This window comes from Arthrobacter sp. MDB1-55 (assembly GCF_059092925.1).
Genome location: NZ_JBNHID010000001.1, coordinates 957929 through 981415, shown reverse-complemented (window position 1 = coordinate 981415; position 23487 = coordinate 957929). Strand labels below are relative to the sequence as shown.

The 23487-nt window shown below is 62.6% G+C and carries 22 protein-coding genes, 3 tRNA genes and 1 other RNA gene; 12 read left to right on the top strand and 14 right to left on the bottom strand.

Translation table 11 applies throughout. From position 1 onward, the window contains the following. Positions 1-4 precede the first annotated feature (4 nt). Positions 5-511 carry a DUF6993 domain-containing protein gene (locus AC5RU3_RS04735; protein ID WP_493964960.1) on the bottom strand — a complete coding sequence of 169 codons (507 nt, stop codon included), beginning with the start codon at positions 509-511 and terminating at the stop codon, positions 5-7. Between the two features lie 35 nt (positions 512-546). Continuing rightward, positions 547-1098, bottom strand: a complete 552-nt coding sequence (locus AC5RU3_RS04730; protein ID WP_309070818.1) for a single-stranded DNA-binding protein — start codon at positions 1096-1098, stop codon at positions 547-549. 186 nt (positions 1099-1284) lie between these two features. On the opposite strand from AC5RU3_RS04730, the gene AC5RU3_RS04725 reads away from it, so the two are divergent. Continuing rightward, positions 1285-1360 (top strand) — tRNA-Arg (locus AC5RU3_RS04725). A 3-nt stretch (positions 1361-1363) separates the two neighbouring features. On the opposite strand, the gene AC5RU3_RS04720 is transcribed toward AC5RU3_RS04725, so the two are convergent. Then, positions 1364-1774 carry a DUF3224 domain-containing protein gene (locus AC5RU3_RS04720; RefSeq protein ID WP_309070819.1) on the bottom strand — a complete coding sequence of 137 codons (411 nt, stop codon included), beginning with the start codon at positions 1772-1774 and terminating at the stop codon, positions 1364-1366. Positions 1775-1829: 55 nt separating this feature from the next. Then, positions 1830-3341 (bottom strand): polyprenol phosphomannose-dependent alpha 1,6 mannosyltransferase MptB, encoded by a 1512-nt coding sequence (mptB, locus tag AC5RU3_RS04715; RefSeq protein ID WP_309070820.1) that lies wholly within the window; start codon positions 3339-3341, stop codon positions 1830-1832. Positions 3342-3506: 165 nt separating this feature from the next. Here mptB and AC5RU3_RS04710 point away from each other — a divergent pair, with 165 nt between their 5' ends. The 5 genes from AC5RU3_RS04710 to def all read left to right on the top strand — a co-directional run bounded on the left by AC5RU3_RS04710 (position 3507) and on the right by def (position 6727). Then, on the top strand, positions 3507-3983 hold the full coding sequence (locus tag AC5RU3_RS04710; protein WP_493964959.1) for a hypothetical protein: 477 nt from the start codon (positions 3507-3509) through the stop codon (positions 3981-3983). A 39-nt stretch (positions 3984-4022) separates the two neighbouring features. After that, positions 4023-4631: an oligoribonuclease gene (orn, locus tag AC5RU3_RS04705; RefSeq protein WP_309070822.1), complete on the top strand. Its 609-nt coding sequence runs from the start codon at positions 4023-4025 to the stop codon at positions 4629-4631. A 147-nt stretch (positions 4632-4778) separates the two neighbouring features. Next, positions 4779-4854 (top strand) — tRNA-His (locus AC5RU3_RS04700). 122 nt (positions 4855-4976) lie between these two features. Continuing rightward, on the top strand, positions 4977-6131 hold the full coding sequence (locus AC5RU3_RS04695; RefSeq protein WP_309070823.1) for an acyl-CoA dehydrogenase family protein: 1155 nt from the start codon (positions 4977-4979) through the stop codon (positions 6129-6131). Between the two features lie 26 nt (positions 6132-6157). Continuing rightward, entirely contained in the window at positions 6158-6727 is a 570-nt protein-coding gene (gene def, locus AC5RU3_RS04690) for a peptide deformylase (protein WP_493964958.1), read from the top strand. On the opposite strand, the gene AC5RU3_RS04685 is transcribed toward def, so the two are convergent. Further along, the gene (locus tag AC5RU3_RS04685; protein WP_493964957.1) at positions 6724-7992 is read right to left on the bottom strand and encodes an MFS transporter; all 1269 of its coding nucleotides are present in this window, start codon (positions 7990-7992) and stop codon (positions 6724-6726) included. The genes def and AC5RU3_RS04685 overlap by 4 nt on opposite strands. 132 nt (positions 7993-8124) lie before the next feature. After that, positions 8125-8505, bottom strand: an RNA gene (gene rnpB, locus AC5RU3_RS04680) — RNase P RNA component class A. 88 nt (positions 8506-8593) lie between these two features. Here rnpB and AC5RU3_RS04675 point away from each other — a divergent pair. Then, positions 8594-9376: a YaaA family protein gene (locus AC5RU3_RS04675; RefSeq protein WP_309124058.1), complete on the top strand. Its 783-nt coding sequence runs from the start codon at positions 8594-8596 to the stop codon at positions 9374-9376. A gap of 15 nt (positions 9377-9391) precedes the next feature. Here AC5RU3_RS04675 and AC5RU3_RS04670 read toward each other — a convergent pair whose 3' ends face one another. The 3 genes from AC5RU3_RS04670 to AC5RU3_RS04660 all read right to left on the bottom strand — a co-directional run bounded on the left by AC5RU3_RS04670 (position 9392) and on the right by AC5RU3_RS04660 (position 12088). Beyond that, positions 9392-10351, bottom strand: coding sequence for a reverse transcriptase-like protein (locus AC5RU3_RS04670; RefSeq protein ID WP_309070827.1), 960 nt, complete (start codon positions 10349-10351; stop codon positions 9392-9394). A gap of 19 nt (positions 10352-10370) precedes the next feature. Next, complete coding sequence (locus tag AC5RU3_RS04665) at positions 10371-11111, bottom strand: zinc ribbon domain-containing protein (RefSeq protein ID WP_309070828.1); 741 nt, start codon at positions 11109-11111, stop codon at positions 10371-10373. An 86-nt stretch (positions 11112-11197) separates the two neighbouring features. Beyond that, on the bottom strand, positions 11198-12088 hold the full coding sequence (locus AC5RU3_RS04660; RefSeq protein WP_309070829.1) for a Nif3-like dinuclear metal center hexameric protein: 891 nt from the start codon (positions 12086-12088) through the stop codon (positions 11198-11200). 112 nt (positions 12089-12200) lie between these two features. Here AC5RU3_RS04660 and msrA point away from each other — a divergent pair, with 112 nt between their 5' ends. The 3 genes from msrA (at position 12201) to epsC (ending at position 14347) form a co-directional block, all read left to right on the top strand. Continuing rightward, positions 12201-12725 (top strand): peptide-methionine (S)-S-oxide reductase MsrA, encoded by a 525-nt coding sequence (gene msrA, locus AC5RU3_RS04655; protein WP_309070830.1) that lies wholly within the window; start codon positions 12201-12203, stop codon positions 12723-12725. Positions 12726-12798: 73 nt separating this feature from the next. Further along, positions 12799-13734 carry a cysteine synthase A gene (cysK, locus tag AC5RU3_RS04650; protein WP_309070831.1) on the top strand — a complete coding sequence of 312 codons (936 nt, stop codon included), beginning with the start codon at positions 12799-12801 and terminating at the stop codon, positions 13732-13734. A 25-nt stretch (positions 13735-13759) separates the two neighbouring features. Beyond that, the gene (gene epsC, locus AC5RU3_RS04645) at positions 13760-14347 is read left to right on the top strand and encodes a serine O-acetyltransferase EpsC (protein WP_309070832.1); all 588 of its coding nucleotides are present in this window, start codon (positions 13760-13762) and stop codon (positions 14345-14347) included. Positions 14348-14472: 125 nt separating this feature from the next. Here epsC and gnd read toward each other — a convergent pair whose 3' ends face one another. Next, positions 14473-15909 (bottom strand): NADP-dependent phosphogluconate dehydrogenase, encoded by a 1437-nt coding sequence (gnd, locus tag AC5RU3_RS04640; protein WP_309070833.1) that lies wholly within the window; start codon positions 15907-15909, stop codon positions 14473-14475. A 209-nt stretch (positions 15910-16118) separates the two neighbouring features. On the opposite strand from gnd, the gene AC5RU3_RS04635 reads away from it, so the two are divergent. Beyond that, positions 16119-18149, top strand: coding sequence for an acyltransferase family protein (locus tag AC5RU3_RS04635; protein WP_493964956.1), 2031 nt, complete (start codon positions 16119-16121; stop codon positions 18147-18149). Positions 18150-18257: 108 nt separating this feature from the next. On the opposite strand, the gene AC5RU3_RS04630 is transcribed toward AC5RU3_RS04635, so the two are convergent. The 4 genes from AC5RU3_RS04630 to AC5RU3_RS04615 form a co-directional block, all read right to left on the bottom strand. Continuing rightward, positions 18258-18333: transfer RNA gene (locus AC5RU3_RS04630), tRNA-Val, on the bottom strand. Positions 18334-18416: 83 nt separating this feature from the next. Further along, positions 18417-19367 (bottom strand): NAD-dependent protein deacetylase, encoded by a 951-nt coding sequence (locus tag AC5RU3_RS04625; protein ID WP_493964955.1) that lies wholly within the window; start codon positions 19365-19367, stop codon positions 18417-18419. Continuing rightward, positions 19364-19855 (bottom strand): redoxin domain-containing protein, encoded by a 492-nt coding sequence (locus AC5RU3_RS04620; protein WP_493964954.1) that lies wholly within the window; start codon positions 19853-19855, stop codon positions 19364-19366. Before AC5RU3_RS04620 ends, AC5RU3_RS04625 begins: the two co-directional genes overlap by 4 nt. Further along, positions 19856-20275, bottom strand: coding sequence for a DUF3052 domain-containing protein (locus AC5RU3_RS04615; RefSeq protein WP_309070837.1), 420 nt, complete (start codon positions 20273-20275; stop codon positions 19856-19858). 391 nt (positions 20276-20666) lie between these two features. On the opposite strand from AC5RU3_RS04615, the gene aceE reads away from it, so the two are divergent. Continuing rightward, positions 20667-23411 (top strand): pyruvate dehydrogenase (acetyl-transferring), homodimeric type, encoded by a 2745-nt coding sequence (gene aceE, locus AC5RU3_RS04610; RefSeq protein ID WP_493964953.1) that lies wholly within the window; start codon positions 20667-20669, stop codon positions 23409-23411. Positions 23412-23487 lie beyond the last annotated feature (76 nt).

The following is a 23487-nucleotide window of genomic DNA, read 5'->3' as shown; positions in this document are numbered from 1 at the left end:
ACCGCTAGCGCTGGTCTCCGATGAAGCATCGCCCGTCTGCCAGAACCGGAAGTTGCGTCACGGTCGCGACTCCGTCACGCACGTGTCCGAAGATGCAGGAGTCTCCGACGGGGGCGGCTGCGGTCATCGCATCAACTTCCAGACCAGTGGGAGTGGTGTCGATCGAAACCTCGACCGCGGCGGGGTCGACTCCCGCCGTGCCGAACGCCGCCCGCAGCGCGTCAGCATTGGGTTTGGGCGTCTGAGCCGCCGCTGAGTTCAATGCTTCTGTGACTGCGGTCAGGACGTTCGACGGCGCCTCGGACGGAGCCTTCTGTGCTGCCGGAGCCGGGCTTGATGCTGTCGGAGCTGTCGGAGCTGCCGGAGCCACCTGGAGAACCTGAGTCGGGCTTCCGGCAGCCGCACCGCACCCACTCAGCCCGAGGATGATGACGCCGGCGGCGAAGCAAAGTCTCCCTGCCGAGACCGTCCCTTTGATGACCACGTCCCGCTGTGCCGTCTGTCCCCGCATGACCCAATTCTGACACGGCACAACCCGGACCTCCGCTAGAACGGGGCAGAAGCGAGCTCCTCCTCTACGTGCGCCTCGTCATCGGCATCCTGGTCCGGCTGCTCTGACGGGTGCTCGGCGCCTGTACCGGGCGGACCGTAACCTGGAGCGATTTCGCCTGTTCCGTAGTCGACTCCGGTGAAGGCGTCATCGGAGCTTGCCTGAAGCCCCGACGGATCGATCCGATCTGCGCTTGAGCGACGGTAACTCGCGGTCCCGAACAACAGATCATGACCGGCCGAATCAGCATCGATCTCGACGGTGGTGCCGCTCTTCCCCTCCTCATTGACCCAGCTCCGGACCCGGAGCCTACCGGTCACGATGATGCGGTCGCCCTTCTGAAAACTCACTCCTGCGTTTGTTGCCAGCTGACGGAACATGGAGACCGAGTACCAGTTGGTGTCGCCGTCCGCCCAAGTGTTGGTCTTCTTGTCGAAGTACCTGTCGGAGCTGCCCAGCCTGAACTTGGTGATCGGCAGGCCGCTGCCCGCTACTGTGCACTTGACATCGGTGCCGACAAAGCCGCGGACCGTCACATAGTTGCTCATTCATCATCCCTTCAGAGGTTTCAACGTACCGACGCCGATGCATCGGTACGTTCAGTCTCTGATGAGGCTGCCAGCGGGTGCGGCCCGCCGGCTGGTATGTGGAGAACGCCGGCGCAATTTGTGAGCTGTGGAGGGAATGACGCAGACTTGGAACGGCTAAACTTGTGTGGGCACTCCGTCCGCCCCGCCCCCGTAGCTCAATGGATAGAGCAACGGCCTTCTAATCCGTAGGTTGCGCGTTCGAGTCGCGCCGGGGGCACCAGAATCATTCGGAGAATGTCACCCTCAGTTCGAGGAAATGCTGGCCGGAAACGTCCTGCGAGTACTCGGCACGGCCTGCGATTCCTTCGAGCTCACCGGTCCCCGACCCCGGAATGATGTGCCCGGAGCTCGCCGCCGCGGTTCCATCCGCAAGTCCCCAGTGCTGGACGATCATGCTTCCGCGCCGGCCAAGCACACTACCAGTGAAGACCTCGGACGCCACGTACCCGGCTCCCCGATTATTGCCTGCCATAAGCAGTTCCGCCACAGACGACCCTTCGATGTCGCCGGCAAACTCCTTCGTTGCGCGCACACGGGACAGTTCACTGTCCACGCCGTCCACCTCGTAGGACTCAGGTTCCCACGTCGAGATGTCGAAGGCCGCCCGTATGACGTTTTCCTGCAGTTCGCTCATTCCCCCAGTATTGCGGCATCGAGCGCCCTTCGCATGTTCGCGCAGAAACGGCTGGTCAGGTAAGCGGAGCCTTTTCAGTTGAACGCGAGCCCCGGAAGAGCGTCCTGGTCTTCCGGTCAAGCAGCACGAGGTAGGTTGCGAACGCCACCCCTAGTACTGCGGCGAGCTGCCTGGCGGTGTGCAGGCTCAGCTCGATATAGGGGAAGATGTCGAGCTGATCAGAGATCGCATAGATCATGAAGAAGGACACCAGGAAGTAAAGAATCTTGACCTGCCAGTCGTCCCGGATACCCGTTACGGCGAACAACGGGATCAGCCACACGACGTACCAGGCCTGAATCATCGGTGCCAGAAGCACGACGGCGGCAAGAGCGAGAGCGAGCCTGCGCACCAGATGTGCGTGCTCTCCCTTGAAGACGAACCAGGTGATGAAGACCAGTGACGCGAGCGTGCCGACCTTGTGAACGATCTCTGCCCAGGACCAGCCCTCGAACCCGAGGGCATCTCCGGTGAGCGCCACGACCATCCCCAGGAATCCGATCGGCGCGTACCAGATCCATACGCTGCCCGGTGTGCTGAGAGCACCGACCCAGCCGAACCCGAAGCCGTTCAGCATCCCGAGGATCCATAGGATGCCGAGCGAGATACCGGCCGTCAGCGCCCAGTAGATGGCCTTGCGGGACCAACTCGCGCCGCGTCCCGCCCACATCAGCCCAATGAAGGGAAGGAAGATCAGGGTGATCGGCTTGATACCGATTGAGAGCGTCACGAGGAGGATCGCCGGCACGAACCGCCCACGGGCCGCAATATAAAGAGCTGCAACCGCGAGGCCCAACATCAGAGAATCGTTGTGGATGCTGGCAATGAAGTTGGTGAGGAACAGCGGGTTTGCGACGGTAAGCCAGAGCGCCCGGTTCGGATTGACGTGGTGCAGCTCTGCAAGGCGGGGCACGTAGTAAACGCATAGCGCCACCCCAACCAGGGCGATGAGGCGGAAGAGCAGTATGGACAGGTCCGGTTGCCCTCCGGTCAACCGGACGACCATTTCCTCGAGCCACAGGAAGATCGGCCCATACGGCGTCGGACTTTGCGCCCAGAGGTCGTCCGCGCCGATCTGCAGGTAGTTGGAGATCTGCGAGTAGCCGTCCTCGTACGGGTTCAGACCGGCAACCATCACCTGCCCCTGGGCGATGTACGCGAAAACGTCGCGGCTGAAGAGCGGGAGGGCGAAACACATCGGTGCGCCCCATGCGAGGGTCGCAGCCAGGATGGTGCGCCGCGACTCCGGCCCCCAATTCTCAATACGCTGGCCAAGTCTCAGCCAGGATCGCACAAGAAGCATTCCACCAATGGCGAGCAGGATGACCGAAATCACAGCACCGACGGGCTCGAAGCGTAGCCAAATAATTGCCGGCACCTGCCGGAGTTCGCGAGAAGCCAAGGAGAGCCACCCCACGCCGAACGAGCCGATCAGCATGAGCATGGAGCCGATGAAGCCCTGGATGATCGCGACCTGAGGGCGCCCTGTGCGCGCGGTCGCAACTGTGGCAGGCGCAGGGGCGGTCATTGAGGCAGGTCCGATCGTCGGTCTGGCTTGGGCGGGGCAAGGGATCGAGGTCGCTCGATTTTATCATTCGGCAGCCTTCGCAGGGCTTCGACGCGCGTCGCGGAGCGGGCAGGCAGACAGGCCATAGACTGGCGACAGTTTCCTGCGAGTACAGACGGGCGGTTGATGACTTTGGGGCGCCACCGGGCGGAGATTCCGGCACGCGAGATAGACGGTTCCGGAGGGTCCGACGTCGTGGTGTGGGGTGGGTTCGTGACCCTCTCGGCCGGCGTCACCATGGCGGTGTTCGAGCTAAGCGTGTTGACCATTGCGTTCGTGACGGCAGCACTCGCAGGCGGATTCCTCCTCGTTTCGTGGCTGGCCGCATCGGTTTCGAGACCAGCGCCTGATTCGTCCGGGACACCGCAAGAGCCTGCGCCGCCGATTACGCCAACCGCGTCCGAGACGCTCCCGTGGCCAAAGGCGGAAAAGGCACCGGTCGAGGCCGTCGAACCTGACAGCCGGTGGATAGATACCTTCGGCCCTCCCGAAACGGGCCAACTTCCCGTCCAGCGGTACCTCCGGGACAACGGGCCAGCGAACCGGCAGAGGGCTGAGGATTCTGATTCCACCCTGCCCCAGTGGAGCCATTCACGGGCCTGAGCCGGTCGGGGCCGATGGAGCACCCGGTACATTTGTCGAGTGCCAATAACAAGTGAACCCATCGTTTGGATCGACTGCGAGATGACGGGACTGGATCCCGTAACCGACGCCCTTATTGAGGTGGCGGTCATCGTCACCGACTCCGAACTGAACATTCTGGGCGAGGGAGTCGACGTCGTCATTGCTCCGCCGCCGGGCGCGGTGGAATCGATGGGCGATTTCGTGCGCAACATGCACACCGTCTCCGGTCTCCTGGAAGAGCTCCCGCAGGGAGTCACCATGCAGGAAGCGCAGGACCGGGTGCTGGAGTACATCAAGACGCACGTCCCTGATCCGCGGCGCGCCCAACTGGGAGGAAACTCCGTGGGCACGGACAGGGTGTTCCTCGCCCGGGACATGCCTGCCCTGGTTGAGCACCTTCACTACCGCGTAGTCGACGTGTCAACCATCAAGGAACTGGCTCGCCGCTGGTATCCCCGAGCGTACTTCCAGGCGCCGGAGAAGAGCGGTAACCATCGCGCACTGGGTGACATCAAGGACTCCATCCGGGAGTTGCAGTACTACCGCAGCACCATCTTCGTGCCTGGTCCGGGGCCTGATTCCGAGACCAGCAGGGCAGCAGCGCAGGATCTGCTGGCCGGAAGCTAGCCCGCCGTACCCGTCCCGGAACCGGCTCAGGGAGGGGGCGAAAAATGTACCCGGAAATGTGTGTAGAATTGTCTGCGCTGCCTCGTTCAGCCCCAGCAAGTCCGCTTAGCGGCGGATCCTGTGCAGGACGATGATTCGAGGCGCATGGTGGGTATAGCTCAGTTGGCAGAGCGCCTGGTTGTGGTCCAGGAGGTCGCGGGTTCAAACCCCGTTACTCACCCCATTGGCCCGCCGGCAGTAGCCGCAGGCTTCGGTGGCCGCCCTGCATCCTCGGGGCGGCCATTGGCATTTCTTCGGTCTGATGAGTGGTGTGCGGAACGAAGATTCATCAGAGAGGGAAGCTGCATGAAACGCACTCTGTTCGAGGAAGACCACGAGCTTTTCCGGGAAGTGGCGCAGGAGTTCAACTCTCGTGAAATTGCGCCTCATTACGCGCGGTGGGACCGGGAACACATGATGCCGCGCACCATGTGGACTGCAGCCGGGGAGCAGGGTCTGTTGGGTCTGGCCGTCCCGGAAGAATTCGGCGGAGCCGGCATGCCCGACTACCGCTTCCGCGTGGTCCTCGACGAAGAGTTCGCCCGAGCCAACCATCTGGCCGCAGGGCTTGCACTGCACCTGCATGATGACATGGTCCTGCCCCATCTGCTGGCTTACGGATCCGATGAGCTGAAGCAGCGTTGGCTCCCCGGCATGGTCACCGGTGAAGCCGTCACGTCGGTGGCGTGGACCGAACCCGGCGCTGGAAGTGACCTTCGCGGCGTGCGTACCAAGGCAGTGCGCGACGGCGATGGCTGGCTGATCAGCGGACAGAAAACGTTCATCGGGAACGGCATCAGCGGGGATGCTTCCCTGGTCCTCGCTCGCACCGATGGCTCCAGTGGACGCGGCAGCAGCGATTCATTCTCCCTGTTCATGGTTGAGAAGGGGCCGGGATACGAGACCGGCAAGCAGTTGGACAAGATGGGCCTTAAGGCCTCCGATACCGCCGAACTGTTCTTTGACAATGTCCGGGTTCCTGAAGCGAACCTTGTGGGTGAAGTGGGACACGGGCTACGGTATGTCACCGAGCAGCTGCCGCAGGCACGCCTTGCGATCGCCGTGGCATCAGCGGCCGTCGCACGCGCCATGTACGAGGCAACGGTCCGGTACACCCGGGAGCGCAACGCGTTCGGTGAACGCGTGATCGACTTCCAGAACACGCGCTTCGAGCTCGCGGACCTCCTGACCGAAGTGGAAGTCATGGAAACCTACGTCGATCGGGCAGTTCTCGCCTTCAACGATGGCGCGCTCGACGGCGTAGCTGCCGCCCGGGTGAAACTGTGGACCAGCGAGCGGGTCAAATCCATTACGGACCGCTGCCTGCAACTGCATGGCGGGTACGGCTACATTCTCGAGTACCCCGTGGCGCAGGCATTCCTGGCCGTCCGCCTGTTAAGCATCTTTGGCGGGACCAGCGAAATCATGCGCGAGACCATCGGCCGATCAATCGCCCGCTAGATCACCGGAGCAAGGAAGAGCTACCCATGCCTGTACGCCCTATCACCATCGCCGGCGAGCCCGTCCTGCACCAGCGGGCCGGGGAAGTCGAACAATTCGACGACGAACTGCGTCAGCTCATCGCGGACATGTACGAGACCATGGACGAGGCCAATGGTGTAGGCCTCGCAGCGCCGCAGATCGGCGTCGGTCTGCGCATCTTCGTCTACGGAATGGTCAATGATGACGATGTCCCGCCCCGTGGCGTGCTGGTGAACCCGACACTGGTCACCTCAAAGGTTTCTGGAGCCGAACCGGACGAGGAAGAGTCCGAAGGCTGCCTCTCCTTCCCGGGGGAAGCCTTCCCCCTGAAGCGGGCGGACTGGGTGAAAGTCAACGGGTACGACGGCGACGGCGTGCCGGTCGAGTTCGAGGCGACCGGCTGGTTTGCCCGCTGCATGCAGCATGAGTTCGACCACCTCAACGGCACGCTGTACGTGGACCGGCTCAACGAGAGGTACGGACGGCAGGCAAAGAAAGCGGCCAAGATCAACGGGTGGGGGAAGCCGGGGTTGACCTGGATGCCGGGTGTCGACCCGGACCCGTTCGGGCACTAAGGCGCAGGCGCCGGCGCCTGTTCGAGGTCTTCGAGCCGGTGGATCGATCGTAGCGGTCCGAAGATGGCCGCGATCGGAGCGGCCGTCGCCAAAAGCACCCCGACGAGGACAGCGGTTGCAATGCCCAGCGTCTGGGCCAGCAATCCGGCGAGGAGGCTAGCTATACCCAGCATTCCCCAACTGACCATCCGGGTTGCCGCTCCAAGCCTGCCCATCATCGCAGGTGGGCACACCCGCTGACGGAAGCTCGTCCCGACAACGATGTTTAGAGCAATCGACACTCCCATCACGAACATCCCGACCAGTCCGATGATCATGCCCGGGCCCGGCGTCATGAGCAGCAGGGAGCCGTATCCCAGCACTCCCGGCACCATTGACCACCGCCACACCGGCCCCGAGCCCAACAGTTCGGTGAGTCGTCTCGCGCCAAGACCGCCGACTGCGCCGCCCAAGGATGTTGCGGCCATCAGCAGGCCAACCCATACTTCCGACTCGCCGAGCACGCGGATCACCAGTAGCACCATCAACGACGCGACTACGCTCCCGCCGAGATTCCACAGCGCTGCGTTGAAGAGGATCGCCCTCAGCGGCGCGGTGCTGAAGGTGTACCGGAGTCCGTCGACCATTTCGGCGAAGATGCGACGCTCTGCGCGGGGGGCTACCCCTTCGTGGACGTGAAGCGACGAAATCGCTGCCAGCGAAGCGATGGATGCCCCAACCTGCACCAGAAGCGCGTTGGAAGCTCCCAGAACAACCGCGAGCCAGCCCCCGATTCCCCGACCTGCGGCGTCGGCGGCAGCTCCTGAGGCGGTAACGATGCCGTTTCCCTCCACGAGTTCATCGCCGGTCAGGACCTGCTGGACCAACGCCTGGTCGGCCAGGCTGAAGAACACTGACGACGTACCGGCGATGAATGCCACCAGGAACAGCTGGGCCAACGTGAGCGCTCCGAGCCAGTACCCCAGCGGCAGCGTTGCGAGCGACACTACGCGCACCACCAGGGACCAGACGATGACCGGTTTGCGCGGCCAGCGGTCGACCCACACACCGATCGGCAGGCCGAAGAGCAGCCATGGAAGGAAAGCCATCCCCGCGAGGGCCGCTACGGCGAAGTCGCTCGCGGCGAGTTCCACTGCCGCAATGACGGGTAGGGCGACGGCGGCAACAGCAGTGCCGAAGACTCCGGCCGTGGCGGATAGCCAGAGTGATCGAAAGTTTGGGTTGCGACGCACCAAGGACGCATTCGGTGCAGTCGTCTCGGCCATTCCTTCAGGGTAATGGAACGTAATGGGTGTACAGCCGCGTTGTGGATGACGGACTGCAACGGATCCTGCAGCCTTGACTAAAGGGTGCAGTCGGTAGACCATACTCCGGCCACAGCGAGAACCGACCGAAAATGGATGGGTTGGCCGATACGCCGGGTTCTGTCCTGCCCGTTCACAGGGAACACGCAGTGGCGGCCATCCATCTACGAACGCCGTTGCCGACGCCCTCCAGCGGCCTACCCGGGCACTCGGGCGGGCAGCCCTCGAACGTGCCCTGTCTGGCCTTGCTCCGGGTGGGGTTTACCTAGCCGCGCCGGTCACCCGGCGCGCTGGTGGTCTCTTACACCGCCGTTTCACCCTTACCCCTATGGACGAACCAATGGGGCGGTCTCATTTCTGTGGCACTAGCCTGCGGGTTACCCCGAGTGGGCGTTACCCACCACCCTGCCCTGCGGAGCCCGGACGTTCCTCGGGAGAAGCCCTAGCTTCCCACGCGGCCGCCTGGCCAACCCATCCACTTCGATTCTACGTGCCCGGATTGCTTGCCCGTGCCGGGCGGCCGCCGATCCGTTCGCTGACAGGTCACGGGTACAGTATTGAGGTGCTTATTCTGCTTCCACCCTCCGAAGGCAAGACGGCTGCAGGAAAAGGAAGGCCGCTCGATCTCACTTCGCTGGCGTTTCCTGAGCTCACAGACGCTCGAGCGGAGGTCCTTGGCGCCCTGTCGAAAATCAGCGCGCACGATGATGCAAAGACCGTCCTCAAGGTGGGAGAGTCCCTCGCGCACGAGGTTTCGCGCAACATCATCCTGCACGAACTGCCCGCGGCACCCGCCCATAGCGTGTACTCCGGTGTCCTGTATGACGCTCTCGGATACCGCACCATGACTCCTACGCAGAAGCGGAAGGCGGACGCCGCCGTCGTCGTTGTTTCGGCGCTGTGGGGCGCAGTGGGCTTTGCGGACGCGCTTCCCGCCTACCGGCTGTCGATGTCCGTGGACCTTCCCGGCGTCGGTAAGCTTGCCGCCTTCTGGCGGGAGCGCCTGACGCCGGCTCTGGACGAACGGGCCGGTGAGTCCCTCATTGTCGATTGCCGCTCAAGCACCTATTCCGGTGTATGGTCCGGGCAGCCGGAGCGTACGGTGGCCGTGAACGTGTTCCAGGAGCGCAATGGGCAGCGGACGGTGGTCTCCCACTTCGCGAAGCACACCCGGGGCGAGCTCGCGCGTCACCTGCTGACGCGCCGGGGAAAGCAACCTGCGACTCCGAGAGATTTGCTTCGGGCAGCGTCAGAGCGGTGGACCTGCGAACTCGTTCCTGCCGGACCAAGGAAGGCCGCTCAGCTCAACATAGTGCTGCAGGGAGGCGAGGGGCGCCTGACCTAGCGGGTCGACCCTGGGCTACGCTTCTGGCGCAGCAACCAGCTCAATCTCAAATCCGTCGTCATTCTCAAGGTACGCGGCGTAGTGGTCCTTCCCGCCTGCGTAGGGGTGCCGGTCGGCGAACATCAGCGACCAGCCATGGCTCGCCGCGCGACGCGCGAGAAGGTCGACTTCGGCGCGGGATCCCGCATTGAACGCAAGATGGTTCACCCCCGGGCGACGGCGCTCGTGGCGTTCGTCCTGTACGTCAGGACCGGCCTCAAGCACGAGGTACGCGCCGGCCCCCGACCAGCTCGCGCCGCTGGTCCAGGTGTCCTTCGGGATGAAACCCAACCGCTCGAACAGCCACCCCAGGCTGCTGCGCGCCGATTCCAGGTCCCGCACCCAGATCTCTATGTGGTGAAGCGCGCCCGTGGGCGCGCGGGGAGCCTCGGCGACGGCGGCTTCCTCCCCCGCGACACGAGCAGGCTTTGATTGCCCGGAGGGCTTGGGCTTCCACTCGACACCGGCCATCCCGGCATCCATCGCTTCATTCGACAGCCTGTCGGCGTCCTTGTTGCGCTCCCGCGGGATCCACTCATACCGCACCCGGCGAGGATCGACGACACGGCGGGCCTGTCCGGCCAGCTTCTGCATGTCCGCGTGCTTGATCTTCCAGCGCCCGCTCATCTGCTCGACAACGAGCTTGGAGTCCATCTTCACGAGGATGCGGCAGCGTGGGTCTATGTCGTGCGCGAGTTCGAGGCCTGCGACGAGGCCCGAGTACTCCGCCACGTTGTTCGAAGCGATTCCTACATAGCCCGCTTTCTCCACCAGGATCGCCCCGGTTTTCGGATCCCGGACCAGGGCACCGTAGCCGGCGTGCCCCGGGTTCCCGCGTGAACCGCCGTCGGCTTCGACGATGAGGAGGTCGTGCGTGGACTGTTCGGTGCTTTGATTCGGGGTCGTGGCTGAAGGGACATCGTCAAACAGAGTCACAGCTGGTTCGTGCACCCTTTCAGCTTCCCCACTCTGCAGAGCGCACAAGGATGCAGCCGGAGTCGGGGCAGAACACGACGTCGTCGTCAGCAGCACGGGAGATGTCAGCGAGGTCGCCGGGGCTGAGCTGCATACCGGAGCCTTCCGACCGTCCGTGGAACAACCGGGCCGCGCCGACCCCGCGCTTCGCCAGGGTCCGCTCGTAGATTGTCAGCAGGGCAGGTTCGAATGAGGCGGCAAGGTGATCGCGCTCTGCCTGAACTTCTGCGCGCTCAGCGTCGATTCGGGCCAGCTCAGCGTCGCGCGCTTCCTCGAGTTCGCGAAGCTCCAGCCGGACGGACTCCGAGCGCTTCTGGGCTTCGTCCCGGGTTGCCCGGGCAGACTCAACCCGCTCCATCACCTCCAGCTCAATGTCCTCGAGGTCAGATCGGCGCCGCGTGAGTGACGCCACTTCGCTCTGGAGCGCGGTGAGGTCCTTTGATGACCCGGTGCCGCTGTTCAGTCGCTGTTCGTCGCGTTCCAGCCGCGTCACAACGGCCTGAACGTCGTCTTCCGCGCGCTTGAGTTCGCGCTCAGCGTCGCCGAGGGTCGTGGCTGCTGCGACCAGTTCGGAATCTGCAGCTGCCACCTGACCGGCGAGGACTGTCAGTTCGGGATTCGCCTTGACGGCAGCAGCCTGCCGCTGCAACTGGTTGAGCTTCGAATCATGAGCCTGCAGGTCAAGAAGCCGCAGTTGTTCCGCCTGAGGTGCTTTTGCCACCGAGAGTCCTCCGCCGTCGCCAATTTCGTTGTCCGTCTACCTTATGGCACGCCGCTGGGACGTAACGCTCTGAAGCCGCCGAGGAGCTAGTTCCCGCCGGGGGTAAGGACGAAGTCCCAGGGGTCCGAGTTGACCGTACTTACCTGCACGTCGACGATGAAGCCCTGGTCGGACAACACGTTGGACAGTGCGTTGGCGGCAGGGGTCAACCAGAGCCATTCACTACCGAAATGGGAGACATCAATTAAGTAGGGACGGCCGTTCACAGCCGACTCCCGAGCCTCGAGGGCAGGGTGATGACGAAGGTCGGCGGTGACATAGACATCGGCCTGGCTTGCCCGCACCTGGTCAAACAGGTTGTCTCCGGCACCGCCGCACACCGCCACCCGCCGCACCAGCCCATGACGGTCACCGGCGACGCGCATTCCGCCGGCAACGGCCGGCAGCAAACCGAAAACGAGCTCAGCGAAGTCGCCGAGGGACGTGACCTCAGCCAGGTCCCCGACTCGTCCAATACCCTCCTCCGGCAGCCCGTCCGTTGCACCGGCAAGCGGCTGAACGTTGGCAAGGCCGAACGCGTCCGCAAGGACATCCGAAACGCCGCCCACGGCGCTGTCCCCATTGGTGTGCACGGTGACGAGTGCGCATCCGGCTTCGATGAGCCGGTGCACCGCCGCCCCTTTGGCGTGGGTGGCAGCCACCGAGTTCACGGGCTTCAGCATGAGCGGATGATGGGCGACGATCAGATCCGCTCCCCGATCAACGGCGTCGTCGATCACTGCCTCCGAAGGGTCCACGGCGAAGAGGATGGTCGACACTTCACGATCGGGACGCCCAACGACAAGGCCGACTGCGTCCCAGCCCTCGGCAAGGGATTCGGGCCATAGTTCTTCTATTGCGAGCAGAACGTCACCGACGCTGGGCCTGGATGCAGTCGCCTCGTTGAGTTCCGGGGCGCGTTCTTGATCAGCTTCCATAGCCCTAGTTTTACCAGCTTTCCGGGTTCACCCACTGTGGCTTGGCGTCCCTCCGCGCGTAACTGCTACCTGGCCCGGGAATCATTGTGTTACCGGATGCATTGTTAAGACCATGATGACTTTCGTGCTGGGTGGGGGCTGCTTCTGGTGCCTTGACGCCGTTTACCAGAAGACCCGAGGCGTTACCGATGTGGTGTCCGGCTATACCGGCGGCCATCAGCAGGATCCGGACTATGAATCGGTGTGCGCGGGGATTACAGGACACGCTGAGGTCGTCGCGGTGACCTTCGATGAAACTGTCGTTCCGGTCGAAGTGATTCTTGGTATCTTCTTCGCCTCCCATGACCCGACCACTCTCAATCGCCAAGGGTACGACGTCGGCACACAGTACCGCTCGTCAATGTTCTATCAGGACGCCGAGCAGAAAGAACTGTTCGAGCGTGCCATTGAACGTCACCAATCGGACTGGGCGAACCCCATTGTCACGGAAGTGGTGCGGCTCCCCACCTTCTATGTGGCGGAGGAATACCACCAGAACTTCTACGCGAAGCATCCCGAGCAGGGCTACTGCCAGGTGATTATCAATCCAAAGTTGGCCAAGGCCCGGAAATATTACGCTGAATGGCTGGTCGCATAGTTCTGCATCTGGTCGCTGGCTAGGCTGAGCACAGTTTTGCTTCAATTCCGGACGTAACCCAGACAGGATTCTCATGGCACCGATGTACGACGACGTTACCCAGCTGGTAGGCCGCACTCCCCTGGTACGGCTCAACCGTCTAACCGAGGGGTTGGACGCCGAGGTTGCAGTCAAACTCGAGTTCTACAACCCCGCCAACAGCGTCAAGGACCGCATTGGCGTCGCGATCATTGACGCGGCCGAGAAGTCGGGCGCCCTCAAGCCGGGCGGCACCATCGTCGAGGGCACCTCGGGTAACACCGGAATCGCGTTGGCGATGGTGGGTGCCGCTCGCGGGTACAAGGTGGTCCTCACCATGCCTGAGACCATGTCCACCGAACGTCGGGTCATGCTGCGCGCCTACGGGGCCGAAATCGTCCTGACACCCGGCTCTGAAGGAATGCGCGGCGCCGTCGACCGCGCCAAGGAAATTGTCGCCTCCAGCGAAAACGCCATCTGGGCGCAGCAGTTTGCGAATGAGGCCAACCCGACGATTCACCGCGAAACGACAGCAGAAGAAGTGTGGGCGGATACTGACGGCAAGGTCGACATCTTCGTCTCCGGCGTCGGAACCGGCGGAACGGTGACCGGTGTCGGGCAGGTACTCAAGGAGCGCAAGCCCGGTGTCCAGATTGTTGCGGTCGAGCCGGCGGACTCGCCCATCCTCAACGGGGGCACACCTGGACCACACAAGATTCAGGGTCTGGGGGCCAACTTCATCCCCGAGCTTCTGGATACCTCGGTGTACGACGAGGTCATCGATGCCAGTGTCGAAGACTCGGTGCGCGTCGCGCGAGCCCTTGGCACGCAGGAAGGCATTCTCGGCGGCATCTCCTCAGGAGCGATTGTTTGGGCTGCCCTTGAGCTGGCCAAGCGCCCGGAGAACGCCGGTAAGCTCATCGTTGCGATTGTCTGCGACTTCGGAGAGCGTTACATCTCCACCGTCCTGTTCGACGACATCCGGGGCTAGAAATTCCTTCGACAGAGAGTGGTCTGTGAGCTTCCTAGCGAGACTGCAAGAAGACCTCGAGGCCGCGCGGGCGCACGATCCCGCGGCCCGGGGGAACGTCGAGAACGGCATTGTGTATTCGGGCTTGCATGCCATCTGGGTGCACCGGTTGACGCACCGGATGTGGCAGGTTCCCGCGCTTCGGTTCCCGGCGCGAGTCCTCGCGCAGGCGGCCCGTTTCCTCACCGGCATCGAGATTCATCCCGCAGCCACAATCGGCCGGCGGTTCTTTATAGACCATGGGATGGGCGTGGTGATCGGCGGCACGGCTGAAATTGGCGATGACGTCATGATGTACCAGGGTGTGACTCTCGGAGGCCGCTCACTTGAGAAGGTGAAGCGGCATCCGACCATCGGCGACCGTGTCACGATCGGTGCGGGTGCCAAGGTGCTCGGCCCGATCACCATCGGTGCGGGGAGCGCAGTAGGTGCCAACGCCGTCGTCGTCAAGGACACGCCCCCGGATTCCATCGTCACGGGCATTCCGGCCACGTTCCGGCATCGAGATTCGGCGCGCGAGACGCTTCCGGCAGTGGATCCGGCCGAGTACATCGACCCGGCACTGTATATCTGACAAGACATATCTGCGACCACATATCTGAGGCAATATTTCTCAGATGATCAGCCCCACAACGAAGGGAGCGCCCCGGCGGGTTAGCCTGCCGGGGCGCTCTTTTCTCTACTGCTTCGTCTACAGCGTCAGTGGGTGTCGACTGCTTCCACTTCCGAGCGGTCCTCGCCCCACAGCGTGTGGAAAGTACCTTCGGCATCCACGCGGTTGTAGGTGTGAGCGCCGAACAAGTCACGCAGGCCCTGGGTGAGGGCTGCAGGCAGGCGCTTGCGGCGAAGGCCGTCATAGTAGGCCAGCGACGAGGAGAAAACAGGAACCGGGATGCCCAGCTGCACAGCAGTGGCCACAACCCGTCGCCAAGCCGGGACAGCTCCGGCGATGGACTCGGCGAATGCCGGAGCCAGCAGGAGGTTGGCAGGCTTCTCTTCAGCGGCGTAGGCCTTCATGATGTCGTCGAGCAGTTCAGCGCGGATAATGCAGCCGGCTCGCCAGAGCGAGGCGATCTCGTCCAGCTTGAGATCCCAGCCGTACTCCTTCGCTGCGGCCGTAAGCATGTCGATGCCCTGCGCGTAGCTGACGAGCTTCGATGCGTACAGAGCGAGCCGAACGTCTTCGACGAAGCCTTCGGGCAGCTCGACGGTTCCTTCGTGGCCCTCCAGGATGCCCTGCGCCAGTTCGCGCTGGCCCCGCTGGGATGAGAGACCGCGGGCGAACACCGATTCGGCGATGCCTGACGTCGGGCTGCCCAGTTCCAGTGCCGAGACAACCGTCCAACGTCCGGTGCCCTTCTGCCCGGCCGAATCGACGACGACGTCGACAAACGGCTGGCCGGTGCGTGCGTCAGTATGGGCGAGAACTTCAGCCGTAATCTCGATAAGGAAGGAGGAGAGGGTTCCTGTGTTCCAGTCGGTGAAGATCTTGGCCTGCTCAGCAGGTTCGATGCCCGCAGCGGTGCGGAGGACATCGTAGGCTTCGCCGATGACCTGCATATCGGCATACTCGATGCCGTTGTGCACCATCTTGACGAAGTGTCCGGCGCCGTCGGTGCCTACCCAGCGGCAGCAGGGTTCACCGTTGTACTTGGCGGAGATCTTCTCCAGCATGGGGCCGAGCGAGTCGTAAGACTCCCGCGAGCCGCCCGGCATGATGGAGGGACCGAGGAGCGCCCCTTCTTCGCCACCTGAAACGCCGACTCCCACGAAGTGGAGGTTCTTCTCCGCCAGTGCTGCTTCCCGACGACGGGTGTCCTCGTAGTGTGAGTTACCGGCATCGATGACGATGTCCCCGGGCTCCAGGAGCGGCTCAAGCTGTTCGATGACGGAGTCAACGGGAGCACCCGCCTTGACCATGATCAGGACGCGGCGCGGCTTCTCGAGCGAGTCAACCAGCTCCTGAAGCGACTCTGTCCGAATGAAGTCACCTTCACTGCCGTGCTTCTCCAGCAGGGCGTCGGTCTTCTCAACCGACCGGTTGTGAAGGGCTACGGTGTACCCGTTGCGAGCCAGGTTTCGGGCAAGGTTAGCCCCCATGACGGCGAGGCCGGTAACGCCGATTTGTGCACTCATCAAGTCTCCATCTGCAGTTTTTGCCCCGTGTCAGGGGCACATCACTAAGCGACGCCCCTGTGCGCCTTGGCCCTCCCACCCTATTACCGGCGTCACGGTCGAAGCCAGACGGCGCCACGGGCGGCAGGTAATCAGTCGCAACATTCACGGCCGGGCTCAGGAGCCGTGGAAGATGCACGGACTGTTACAGGATTGATATCTTTGGTCAAATGGTCACCTCCCAACTCAATGCCGCGAGCAAATCAGCTGGCTCTCCGTCCGGTTTTCGATCGGACATACAGGGTCTGCGCGCATTGGCTGTGCTTGGGGTAGTCCTCTACCACGCCGGAGTTTCTTTTCTCCCGGGTGGATACACCGGCGTCGACGTTTTTTTCGTGATATCAGGCTTTCTCATCACGACCCATCTGGTGCGCACTCTGCAATCGAGGGGAACCATCTCGTTTGCAGACTTTTACCTGAAACGTGCGAGGCGTATCCTCCCGGCATCGGTCCTGGTATTGGTTGCGACAACTATCGCCGCCTACCTATGGATCCCAAGAGTTGATGTTCCAGGCGCATTTCAGGATGCGGCCGCTACTGCCTTGTATGTCCCGAACATACGTTTTGCCGTAGAGGGCACCGACTACCTGGCTGAGACGGCCCCGTCGCCTTTCCAGCATTATTGGTCGCTCGGCATCGAGGAACAGTTTTATCTCATCTGGCCCGCCGTCCTCGCCGTCGCATTTCTTGCGGTGCGGAAGTCGGTTCGGGGGTTGTTCGCTGTAGCTGCCGTCATGGTTCTGGGCTCGTTCAGCATCAATCTCTTCCTGATGCAGGTCTCCACCCCCTGGGCCTTCTTCTCGCTGCCGAGCCGAGCCTGGGAACTCGGCGTGGGCGCAATGGTTGCGCTCCTTCCCGGGTCCGCGGCAGTCCCGGTTCTGCGAGCCGCCCGCCCCGCACTGACTTACCTGGGTCTCCTGGGCATCGCTGGCTCCTTCCTCCTGTTCTCTGAAGACACCCCGTTTCCAGGCTTCGCCGCTCTTCTGCCGGTTCTGTCCACTGCGTGCGTCATTCTGGGAGGCTTTTCACCGGTCACCCATGCAGGGCTCCTGTCGAGTTCGCCCATGCAGGCGATCGGTCGATGGTCCTACTCGATCTACCTCGTTCATTGGCCGATGCTGACGATCCCTCAACTTGCCGCCGGTACAGAGAACCCGCTTCCTCTAGCGCTCACCTTGGCCTTGGGAGCCGCGAGCATCCCTGTCGCGACACTCATCTACACATATGTCGAGGAGCCTCTCAGGAAGCCGTGGAGTGGACGTTTCTCGTCGACTCCACGTTCGCTTACGCTGGTCGTCAGCGTCTCGGTTGTGTGTGCGATGGTTGCCCTGTCGCTTGCCCAGGCTGTGGAACGCGCCCGACTTACCGCTGGCGGAACGGCGCAATATTCAGCCGGAGCCCAATATCCGATCGGCACGTCATTCGTTCCGGAGAACATTGAACCCTCGCTCGAAGAAGCTGCCGCGAGTGTGCCTGATACCTACGCCGACGGCTGCCACCTCGAACAACTTGAGACTGAGATCCCCGCGGGATGTACATACGGTCCCCAGGAAGCTGAGCTGGACATGGTGCTGTTCGGCGATTCCCACGCACAACAATGGTTCGGGGCGCTTGAGACCGTGGCAGCGGGCGGCTCCTACAGGTTGCATACGCTGACCAAATCATCATGCCCCTCCGTTGATCTCATGATCTCCGTCAAAGACGCGCCCTACACCCAGTGTGAGGAGTGGAAGAAAAGAGCGCTCGAAAAAATCAGGGATCTTGATCCTGAGCTGGTTGTTCTGGCGAATTACGGGCGGGTTCAACCCGCTGATTCTTCAACACCGCTTGAACAGCAGTGGGCAGAAGGCCTGAGCTCGATGATCAGCCAGATGCCCGTGGGGGCTGAGGTCGTTGTCCTTGCGGACACCCCTCAGTTTCCGGTTGCGCCCGCGTCCTGCCTGTCGCGGAACCTCGAAGAAGCAGATGCCTGCAGCGTACCGCGCGACAACGCGATCGATGCTTCACGGCAAGAGGTAGAGCGGGAAGTCGCAAACAGGCACGGTAGTCACTACATAGACCTGACGTCGTATCTGTGTACAGAAGCGTGCCCCGCGATCATAGGGAATGTGTTGGCGTATCGCGACGAACACCATCTCTCACGTCCGATGTCCGCGGCGCTCGGAGCACCGTTGGCTGCAGCAATCGAAGGAGTGCTTTGATTCGAGGACGCACCCGACGTTCCATCGGCAAACGGCGATTGTCGTGGCGAAACGAACAAAAAAACCCCGTGGTAACCGGCCTTTCGGCCCGAAACTACGGGGTTTCTGTGGTGGGTCCTACCGGGATCGAACCGATGACATCCACGGTGTAAACGTGGCGCTCTACCAGCTGAGCTAAAGACCCTTGGAGCGATGAAGTTGGGGAAACCGCCCCTCACCACGAGGAATTACTTTACCGGATCCATGCGGCCCAACGCCAATCAGCGCTCAGAGGTCCTGCGCCTCGCCGTCCTCGATGTCGGGTAGGGCCTCTGACAGATAAGCCAGGGCTTCAGAGACGCCCACCTCGAGTTTGATCGCTGCGAACTCGTCACCGCGCGTAGCACCCCTGTTGATGATGACCACGGGCTTGCCGTTTTTCGCTGCGTGCCGGACGAAGCGCAGGCCGCTCATCACGGTCAGTGACGATCCGGCGGCAAGGAGGGCACCGGCATCGTCAACCATTGCGTACGACCGTTCCACACGATCCTTCGGCACATTCTCACCGAAGTAGACGAAGTCCGGCTTGAGCATGCCACCGCATACCGGACATGGCGCAATCCTGAAATCAAAGGTGTCGTCCACATCCGCGTCTGCGTCGGGCGCCACGTCGCCGGCGTCCCCCGCGCGCTCCAGGTATCCGGGATTGAGCCGTTCGAGCAGTTCCGCAATATCTCCGCGAGCAAAGGAGGTGCGACAACTCAGGCACACCACGCGATCGTAGGTCCCATGCAGATCGATGACATTGGCGCTGCCGGCCACGGAGTGCAACCGGTCGACGTTCTGGGTGATAAGCCCGGTGAGGAGTCCCCGGCGCTCCATCTGCGCCAGGGCCCGGTGCCCATCATTGGGATCAGCCCGCCTCAGGTGATGCCAGCCCACATGGTTGCGGGCCCAGTAGCGTCGCCGCAGGGCTTCATCGCCGACAAACTGCTGGTAGGTCATCGGGTTTCGGGGCACCGAGTTCGGCCCACGATAATCCGGGATCCCCGAGTCAGTGCTCAGCCCCGCCCCGGTCAGAACAGCAAGCCGCTTGCCCGCAAGGAGATCAACAGCTGAATTGAGGCCAGCACGTTCCGCCGAGGACAGCGCGCTTCCGGCCGATGCCTCGGAGCGGGCGAGCCCTGTCGTCCCGAATCCAGGAAGCGATGAGGCATGCGGCAGCGGCGAGCACGTCATAGCGAAGGAGCGGTTTCTGTCGGCTCAGACAGATTCCGGAGCACTGTCCGGTACTCGTCGAAGGATCTTCCCTGCCCAAGCGGAGCATCAATGCGATTCACCAGCACACCCGTCGCATCGATGAAGAACGTTGTACGGCATGCGTACCCCTGCTTTGAGTCCAGCACTCCGTAACGTTCGGCAACTGCACCGTGAGGCCAAAAGTCAGCCAACAGATCGAAGTCGTAGGCCCTCTGGTCGGCGTAGGTGCGGAGGGCGTACTTGTGGTCCACGGAAATAGCGAGGACCTTCGCTGACCGCCTGCTGAACTCGTCCAGATGTCGCTGGAGTTCATCCAGTTCATCCGTGCAGACCCGCGAGAACGCAAACGGATAGAACACCAGGACCACGGACGCACCCAGCGATGCGTCCAGAGAGACAAGCTCCCCATGCTGGTTGGGAAGCTCGAATCCGGGAGGGCGTTCACCGATTGTCGGCGGAAGCGTCATCTACTGCTTCCGGCGGGCAACCAGGCGCGTTGCAGCCCAGTCCCGCGAGACCCCGGCGGATGAAGTGGCGTGAAGGCCGGCGGTGGGGGCTGCCTCCTGAATTTCCGACGGCGCCACGTAGCCGTCCCGGCCGGATTTCGGCGTAAGCAGCCAGACGACGCCACCCTCGTCCAAACACGTGAGTGAGTCAACCAGAGCGTCAACCAGGTCGCCGTCGTCGGTTCGCCACCACAGCACCACACCATCGACTACGTCCTGGTCATCCTCCGTGAGGAGTTCGGAGCCGATCTCATCTTCCAGATCGGCGCGGAAGTCGAAATCGACGTCCTCGTCGTATCCAAGTTCCTGAACAAGGTCGCCGTCCTTGAAACCCAGTTTGCCCGCCACGCTTCCTGCTGTGGCGGCTTCGGCCTCGCTCACTTTTTTCCTCCCGAAAGGCTGCGTTGATCCCGGTGATACCTCTGACCCCGGGCACACAGTACGTTGATATGCATTATTACCAGCCAACACCCTTAAGCGCTACGCTTCAACCTGCGCACGCCGGGCCGGCACGACGACGCTGCGGCCGGTGCCCCTCGTTGCCATCGCGTGGGACGCTTGAGTAGGGCACCGTGAAGAGCGCGGGCGCCCGTAACGAAGCCCGCAGGGATCCATCCAGCTACGCAACAAACTTCCCACAGGGCTAGAGTGTCACAGTGAATCAATAGGTCAGGCGAACGCCGATCGGGTTCTGACAGCTTCGTCGAGCAACGGCCCGAAGCACAAAGTCGTAGACGTCGCAGACATAATCTGCGGATTGGGAGGGTTTGGCATGGTTGCTGATCAGGGGATTGTGGGTACGGGTACCGGTGGGGACTCGGATCCGGAGGAGACGGCTGAGTGGGTTGAGTCCTTTGATCAGCTGGTCGACGTGCGGGGTTCTGAGCGTGCGCGTGAGGTGTTGGGGCGTCTGTTGGCTCGGGCGGGTGGCCGGTCTGTGGGTCTTCCCAGCGTTGTGACCACCGATTATGTGAATACCATCCCGGTTGATGAGGAGCCCGAGTTCCCTGGGGATGAGGAGATCGAGCGGAAGTACCGGGCGTGGATGCGTTGGAATGCCGCGGTCATGGTGCACCGTGCGCAGCGTCCGGAGATCGGTGTCGGCGGGCACATCTCCACGTATGCGGGGGCTGCGACCCTGTACGAGGTCGGGTTCAACCATTTCTTCAAGGGTAAGGATCACCCCTCGGGCGGGGATCAGGTGTTCTTCCAGGGCCACGCCTCCCCGGGGATGTATGCGCGTGCGTTCCTTGAGGGCCGGTTGAGCGAGGAGGATCTTGACGGGTTCCGGCAGGAGAAGTCCAAGGAAGGCCACGCCCTGTCGTCTTATCCGCATCCGCGGTTGATGCCGGAGTTCTGGGAGTTCCCGACCGTGTCGATGGGGATCGGGCCGATGAACGCGATCTACCAGGCGCAGAACAACCGTTACCTGCATAACCGGGGGCTTAAGGACACCAGTGATCAGCAGGTGTGGGCGTTCCTCGGTGATGGTGAGATGGACGAACCCGAATCGCGTGGTCTGCTTCAGTTGGCGGCCAATGACGGCCTGGACAACCTGAACTTCGTGATCAACTGCAACCTGCAGCGCCTTGACGGGCCGGTGCGCGGTAACGGGAAGATCATGCAGGAACTCGAAGCGTTCTTCCGCGGCGCCGGCTGGAACGTCATCAAGGTCGTGTGGGGCCGGGAGTGGGATGACCTGTTGGCCAGGGACACCACCGGTGAGCTGGTGAAGATCATGAACGAGACCGCTGACGGTGACTACCAGACCTACAAGGCCGAGTCCGGTGGGTTCGTCCGTGATCATTTCTTCGGCAAGACCCCGCAGACCAAAGCCATGGTTGAAGACCTTTCCGACGCCGCGATCTGGAACCTCAAGCGCGGTGGGCACGACTACCGCAAGGTTTACGCCGCGTACAAGGCCGCCACCGAGTTCAAGGGCAAACCCACCGTCATCCTGGCCAAGACCGTAAAGGGCTACGGCCTCGGACCGCACTTCGAGGGCCGCAACGCGACCCACCAAATGAAGAAACTCACCAACGCTGATCTCAAGGCCTTCCGCGACCACCTGCGCATCCCGGTCACCGACGAGCAGATCGACTCCGACCTGTACAACGCTCCGTACTACCACCCGGGGCCTGACGCTCCCGAAATCCAGTACCTGCACGAGCGCCGCCGCGCCCTGGGCGGATACCTCCCCGAGCGCCGCGCGAAGCATGCCGAGGTTGTTCTTCCCGGCGACAAGACGTATGAAGTGGCCAAGCGTGGATCGGGCAAGCAGCAGGCCGCCACCACCATGGCGTTCGTACGGCTGCTGAAGGACCTCATGAGGGACAAGGAGTTCGGCAAGCGCATTGTCCCGATCATCCCGGACGAGGCCCGCACATTCGGCATGGACTCGTTCTTCCCGACGGCGAAAATCTATAACCCCAAGGGTCAGAACTACCTCTCGGTGGACCGTGACCTGGTACTCGCATACAAGGAGTCCATTCAGGGCCAAATCCTGCACGCCGGTATCAACGAGGCCGGATCAGTCGCCGCGTTCACCGCGGCCGGCACCGCCTACGCCACACAGGGTGAGCCGCTGATCCCGATCTACGTGTTCTACTCGATGTTCGGGTTCCAGCGCACCGGCGACTCCTTCTGGGCCGCCGGTGACCAGATGACCCGCGGTTTCATCATCGGCGCCACCGCCGGACGCACCACCCTCACCGGTGAAGGCCTCCAGCACGCTGACGGCCACTCACCGCTCCTCGCCTCCACCAACCCCGCAGTCATCACGTACGACCCGGCCTACGGATACGAGATCGGGCACATCATGCAGGACGGACTGGAGCGGATGTATGGAAACGGCAACGCTGTTTCCGGCTCCGATCCCAACGTCATGTACTACATCACCGTGTACAACGAGCCGATCATCCAGCCCGTTGAGCCTGAGAACCTCGATGTCGATGGGCTTCTGCGCGGAATCTACAAGCTCCGGGATGGCCACGCAGCAGAGAACACCCCGAAGTCCCAGATTCTGGCATCGGGTGTCTCCGTACCGTGGGCGCTTGAAGCACAGCGTATCCTGGCCGATGAGTGGGGCGTGTCGGCGGATGTCTGGTCGGTGACTTCCTGGAATGAACTCCGACGTGACGCCCTCGCCGCCGAGGAGGAAGCCTTCCTCAACCCCGGAGCAGAGACGCGTGTACCGTTCGTCACGCAGCAACTGGGCAACGCTCCGGGACCCATCGTGGCAGTCACGGACTACATGAAGGCAGTGCCGGACCAGATCCGCCAGTTCGTCCCGCAGGAATTCGCCACGCTCGGTGCGGACGGTTTCGGTTTCTCCGACACGCGTGCCGCTGCACGGCGCTTCTTCAAGATCGATTCCCACTCCGTCGTCGTGCGCACCCTTGAGCTTCTGGCTAAGCGGGGCGAAGTCGACCCGGAAGCACCACGCCAGGCCATCGAGAAGTACTCACTCCTGGACGTAAACGCCGGAACAACGGGCAACGCAGGCGGAGACTCCTAACCCCGGTCCCACCCTGGCAGGACTCGTCGGCTCCCTCGGGGGAGCTGCGGGTCCTGCTCGGCGTTTAACGGCCTCT

Bases quoted from the DNA above. Each gene is read 5' to 3' on its own strand.
- AC5RU3_RS04635 (WP_493964956.1), top strand. From the start codon at position 16,119: ATGGTCACCTCCCAACTCAATGCCGCGAGCAAATCAGCTGGCTCTCCG.
- def (WP_493964958.1), top strand. From the start codon at position 6,158: ATGCCTGTACGCCCTATCACCATCGCCGGCGAGCCCGTCCTGCACCAG.
- AC5RU3_RS04735 (WP_493964960.1), bottom strand. From the start codon at position 511: ATGCGGGGACAGACGGCACAGCGGGACGTGGTCATCAAAGGGACGGTC.
- AC5RU3_RS04710 (WP_493964959.1), top strand. From the start codon at position 3,507: ATGACTTTGGGGCGCCACCGGGCGGAGATTCCGGCACGCGAGATAGAC.
- aceE (WP_493964953.1), top strand. From the start codon at position 20,667: ATGGTTGCTGATCAGGGGATTGTGGGTACGGGTACCGGTGGGGACTCG.
- gnd (WP_309070833.1), bottom strand. From the start codon at position 15,909: ATGAGTGCACAAATCGGCGTTACCGGCCTCGCCGTCATGGGGGCTAAC.
- AC5RU3_RS04685 (WP_493964957.1), bottom strand. From the start codon at position 7,992: ATGGCCGAGACGACTGCACCGAATGCGTCCTTGGTGCGTCGCAACCCA.
- AC5RU3_RS04730 (WP_309070818.1), bottom strand. From the start codon at position 1,098: ATGAGCAACTATGTGACGGTCCGCGGCTTTGTCGGCACCGATGTCAAG.
- AC5RU3_RS04695 (WP_309070823.1), top strand. From the start codon at position 4,977: ATGAAACGCACTCTGTTCGAGGAAGACCACGAGCTTTTCCGGGAAGTG.
- cysK (WP_309070831.1), top strand. From the start codon at position 12,799: ATGGCACCGATGTACGACGACGTTACCCAGCTGGTAGGCCGCACTCCC.
- mptB (WP_309070820.1), bottom strand. From the start codon at position 3,341: ATGACCGCCCCTGCGCCTGCCACAGTTGCGACCGCGCGCACAGGGCGC.
- msrA (WP_309070830.1), top strand. From the start codon at position 12,201: ATGATGACTTTCGTGCTGGGTGGGGGCTGCTTCTGGTGCCTTGACGCC.
- AC5RU3_RS04660 (WP_309070829.1), bottom strand. From the start codon at position 12,088: ATGGAAGCTGATCAAGAACGCGCCCCGGAACTCAACGAGGCGACTGCA.
- AC5RU3_RS04720 (WP_309070819.1), bottom strand. From the start codon at position 1,774: ATGAGCGAACTGCAGGAAAACGTCATACGGGCGGCCTTCGACATCTCG.
- AC5RU3_RS04625 (WP_493964955.1), bottom strand. From the start codon at position 19,367: ATGACGTGCTCGCCGCTGCCGCATGCCTCATCGCTTCCTGGATTCGGG.
- AC5RU3_RS04620 (WP_493964954.1), bottom strand. From the start codon at position 19,855: ATGACGCTTCCGCCGACAATCGGTGAACGCCCTCCCGGATTCGAGCTT.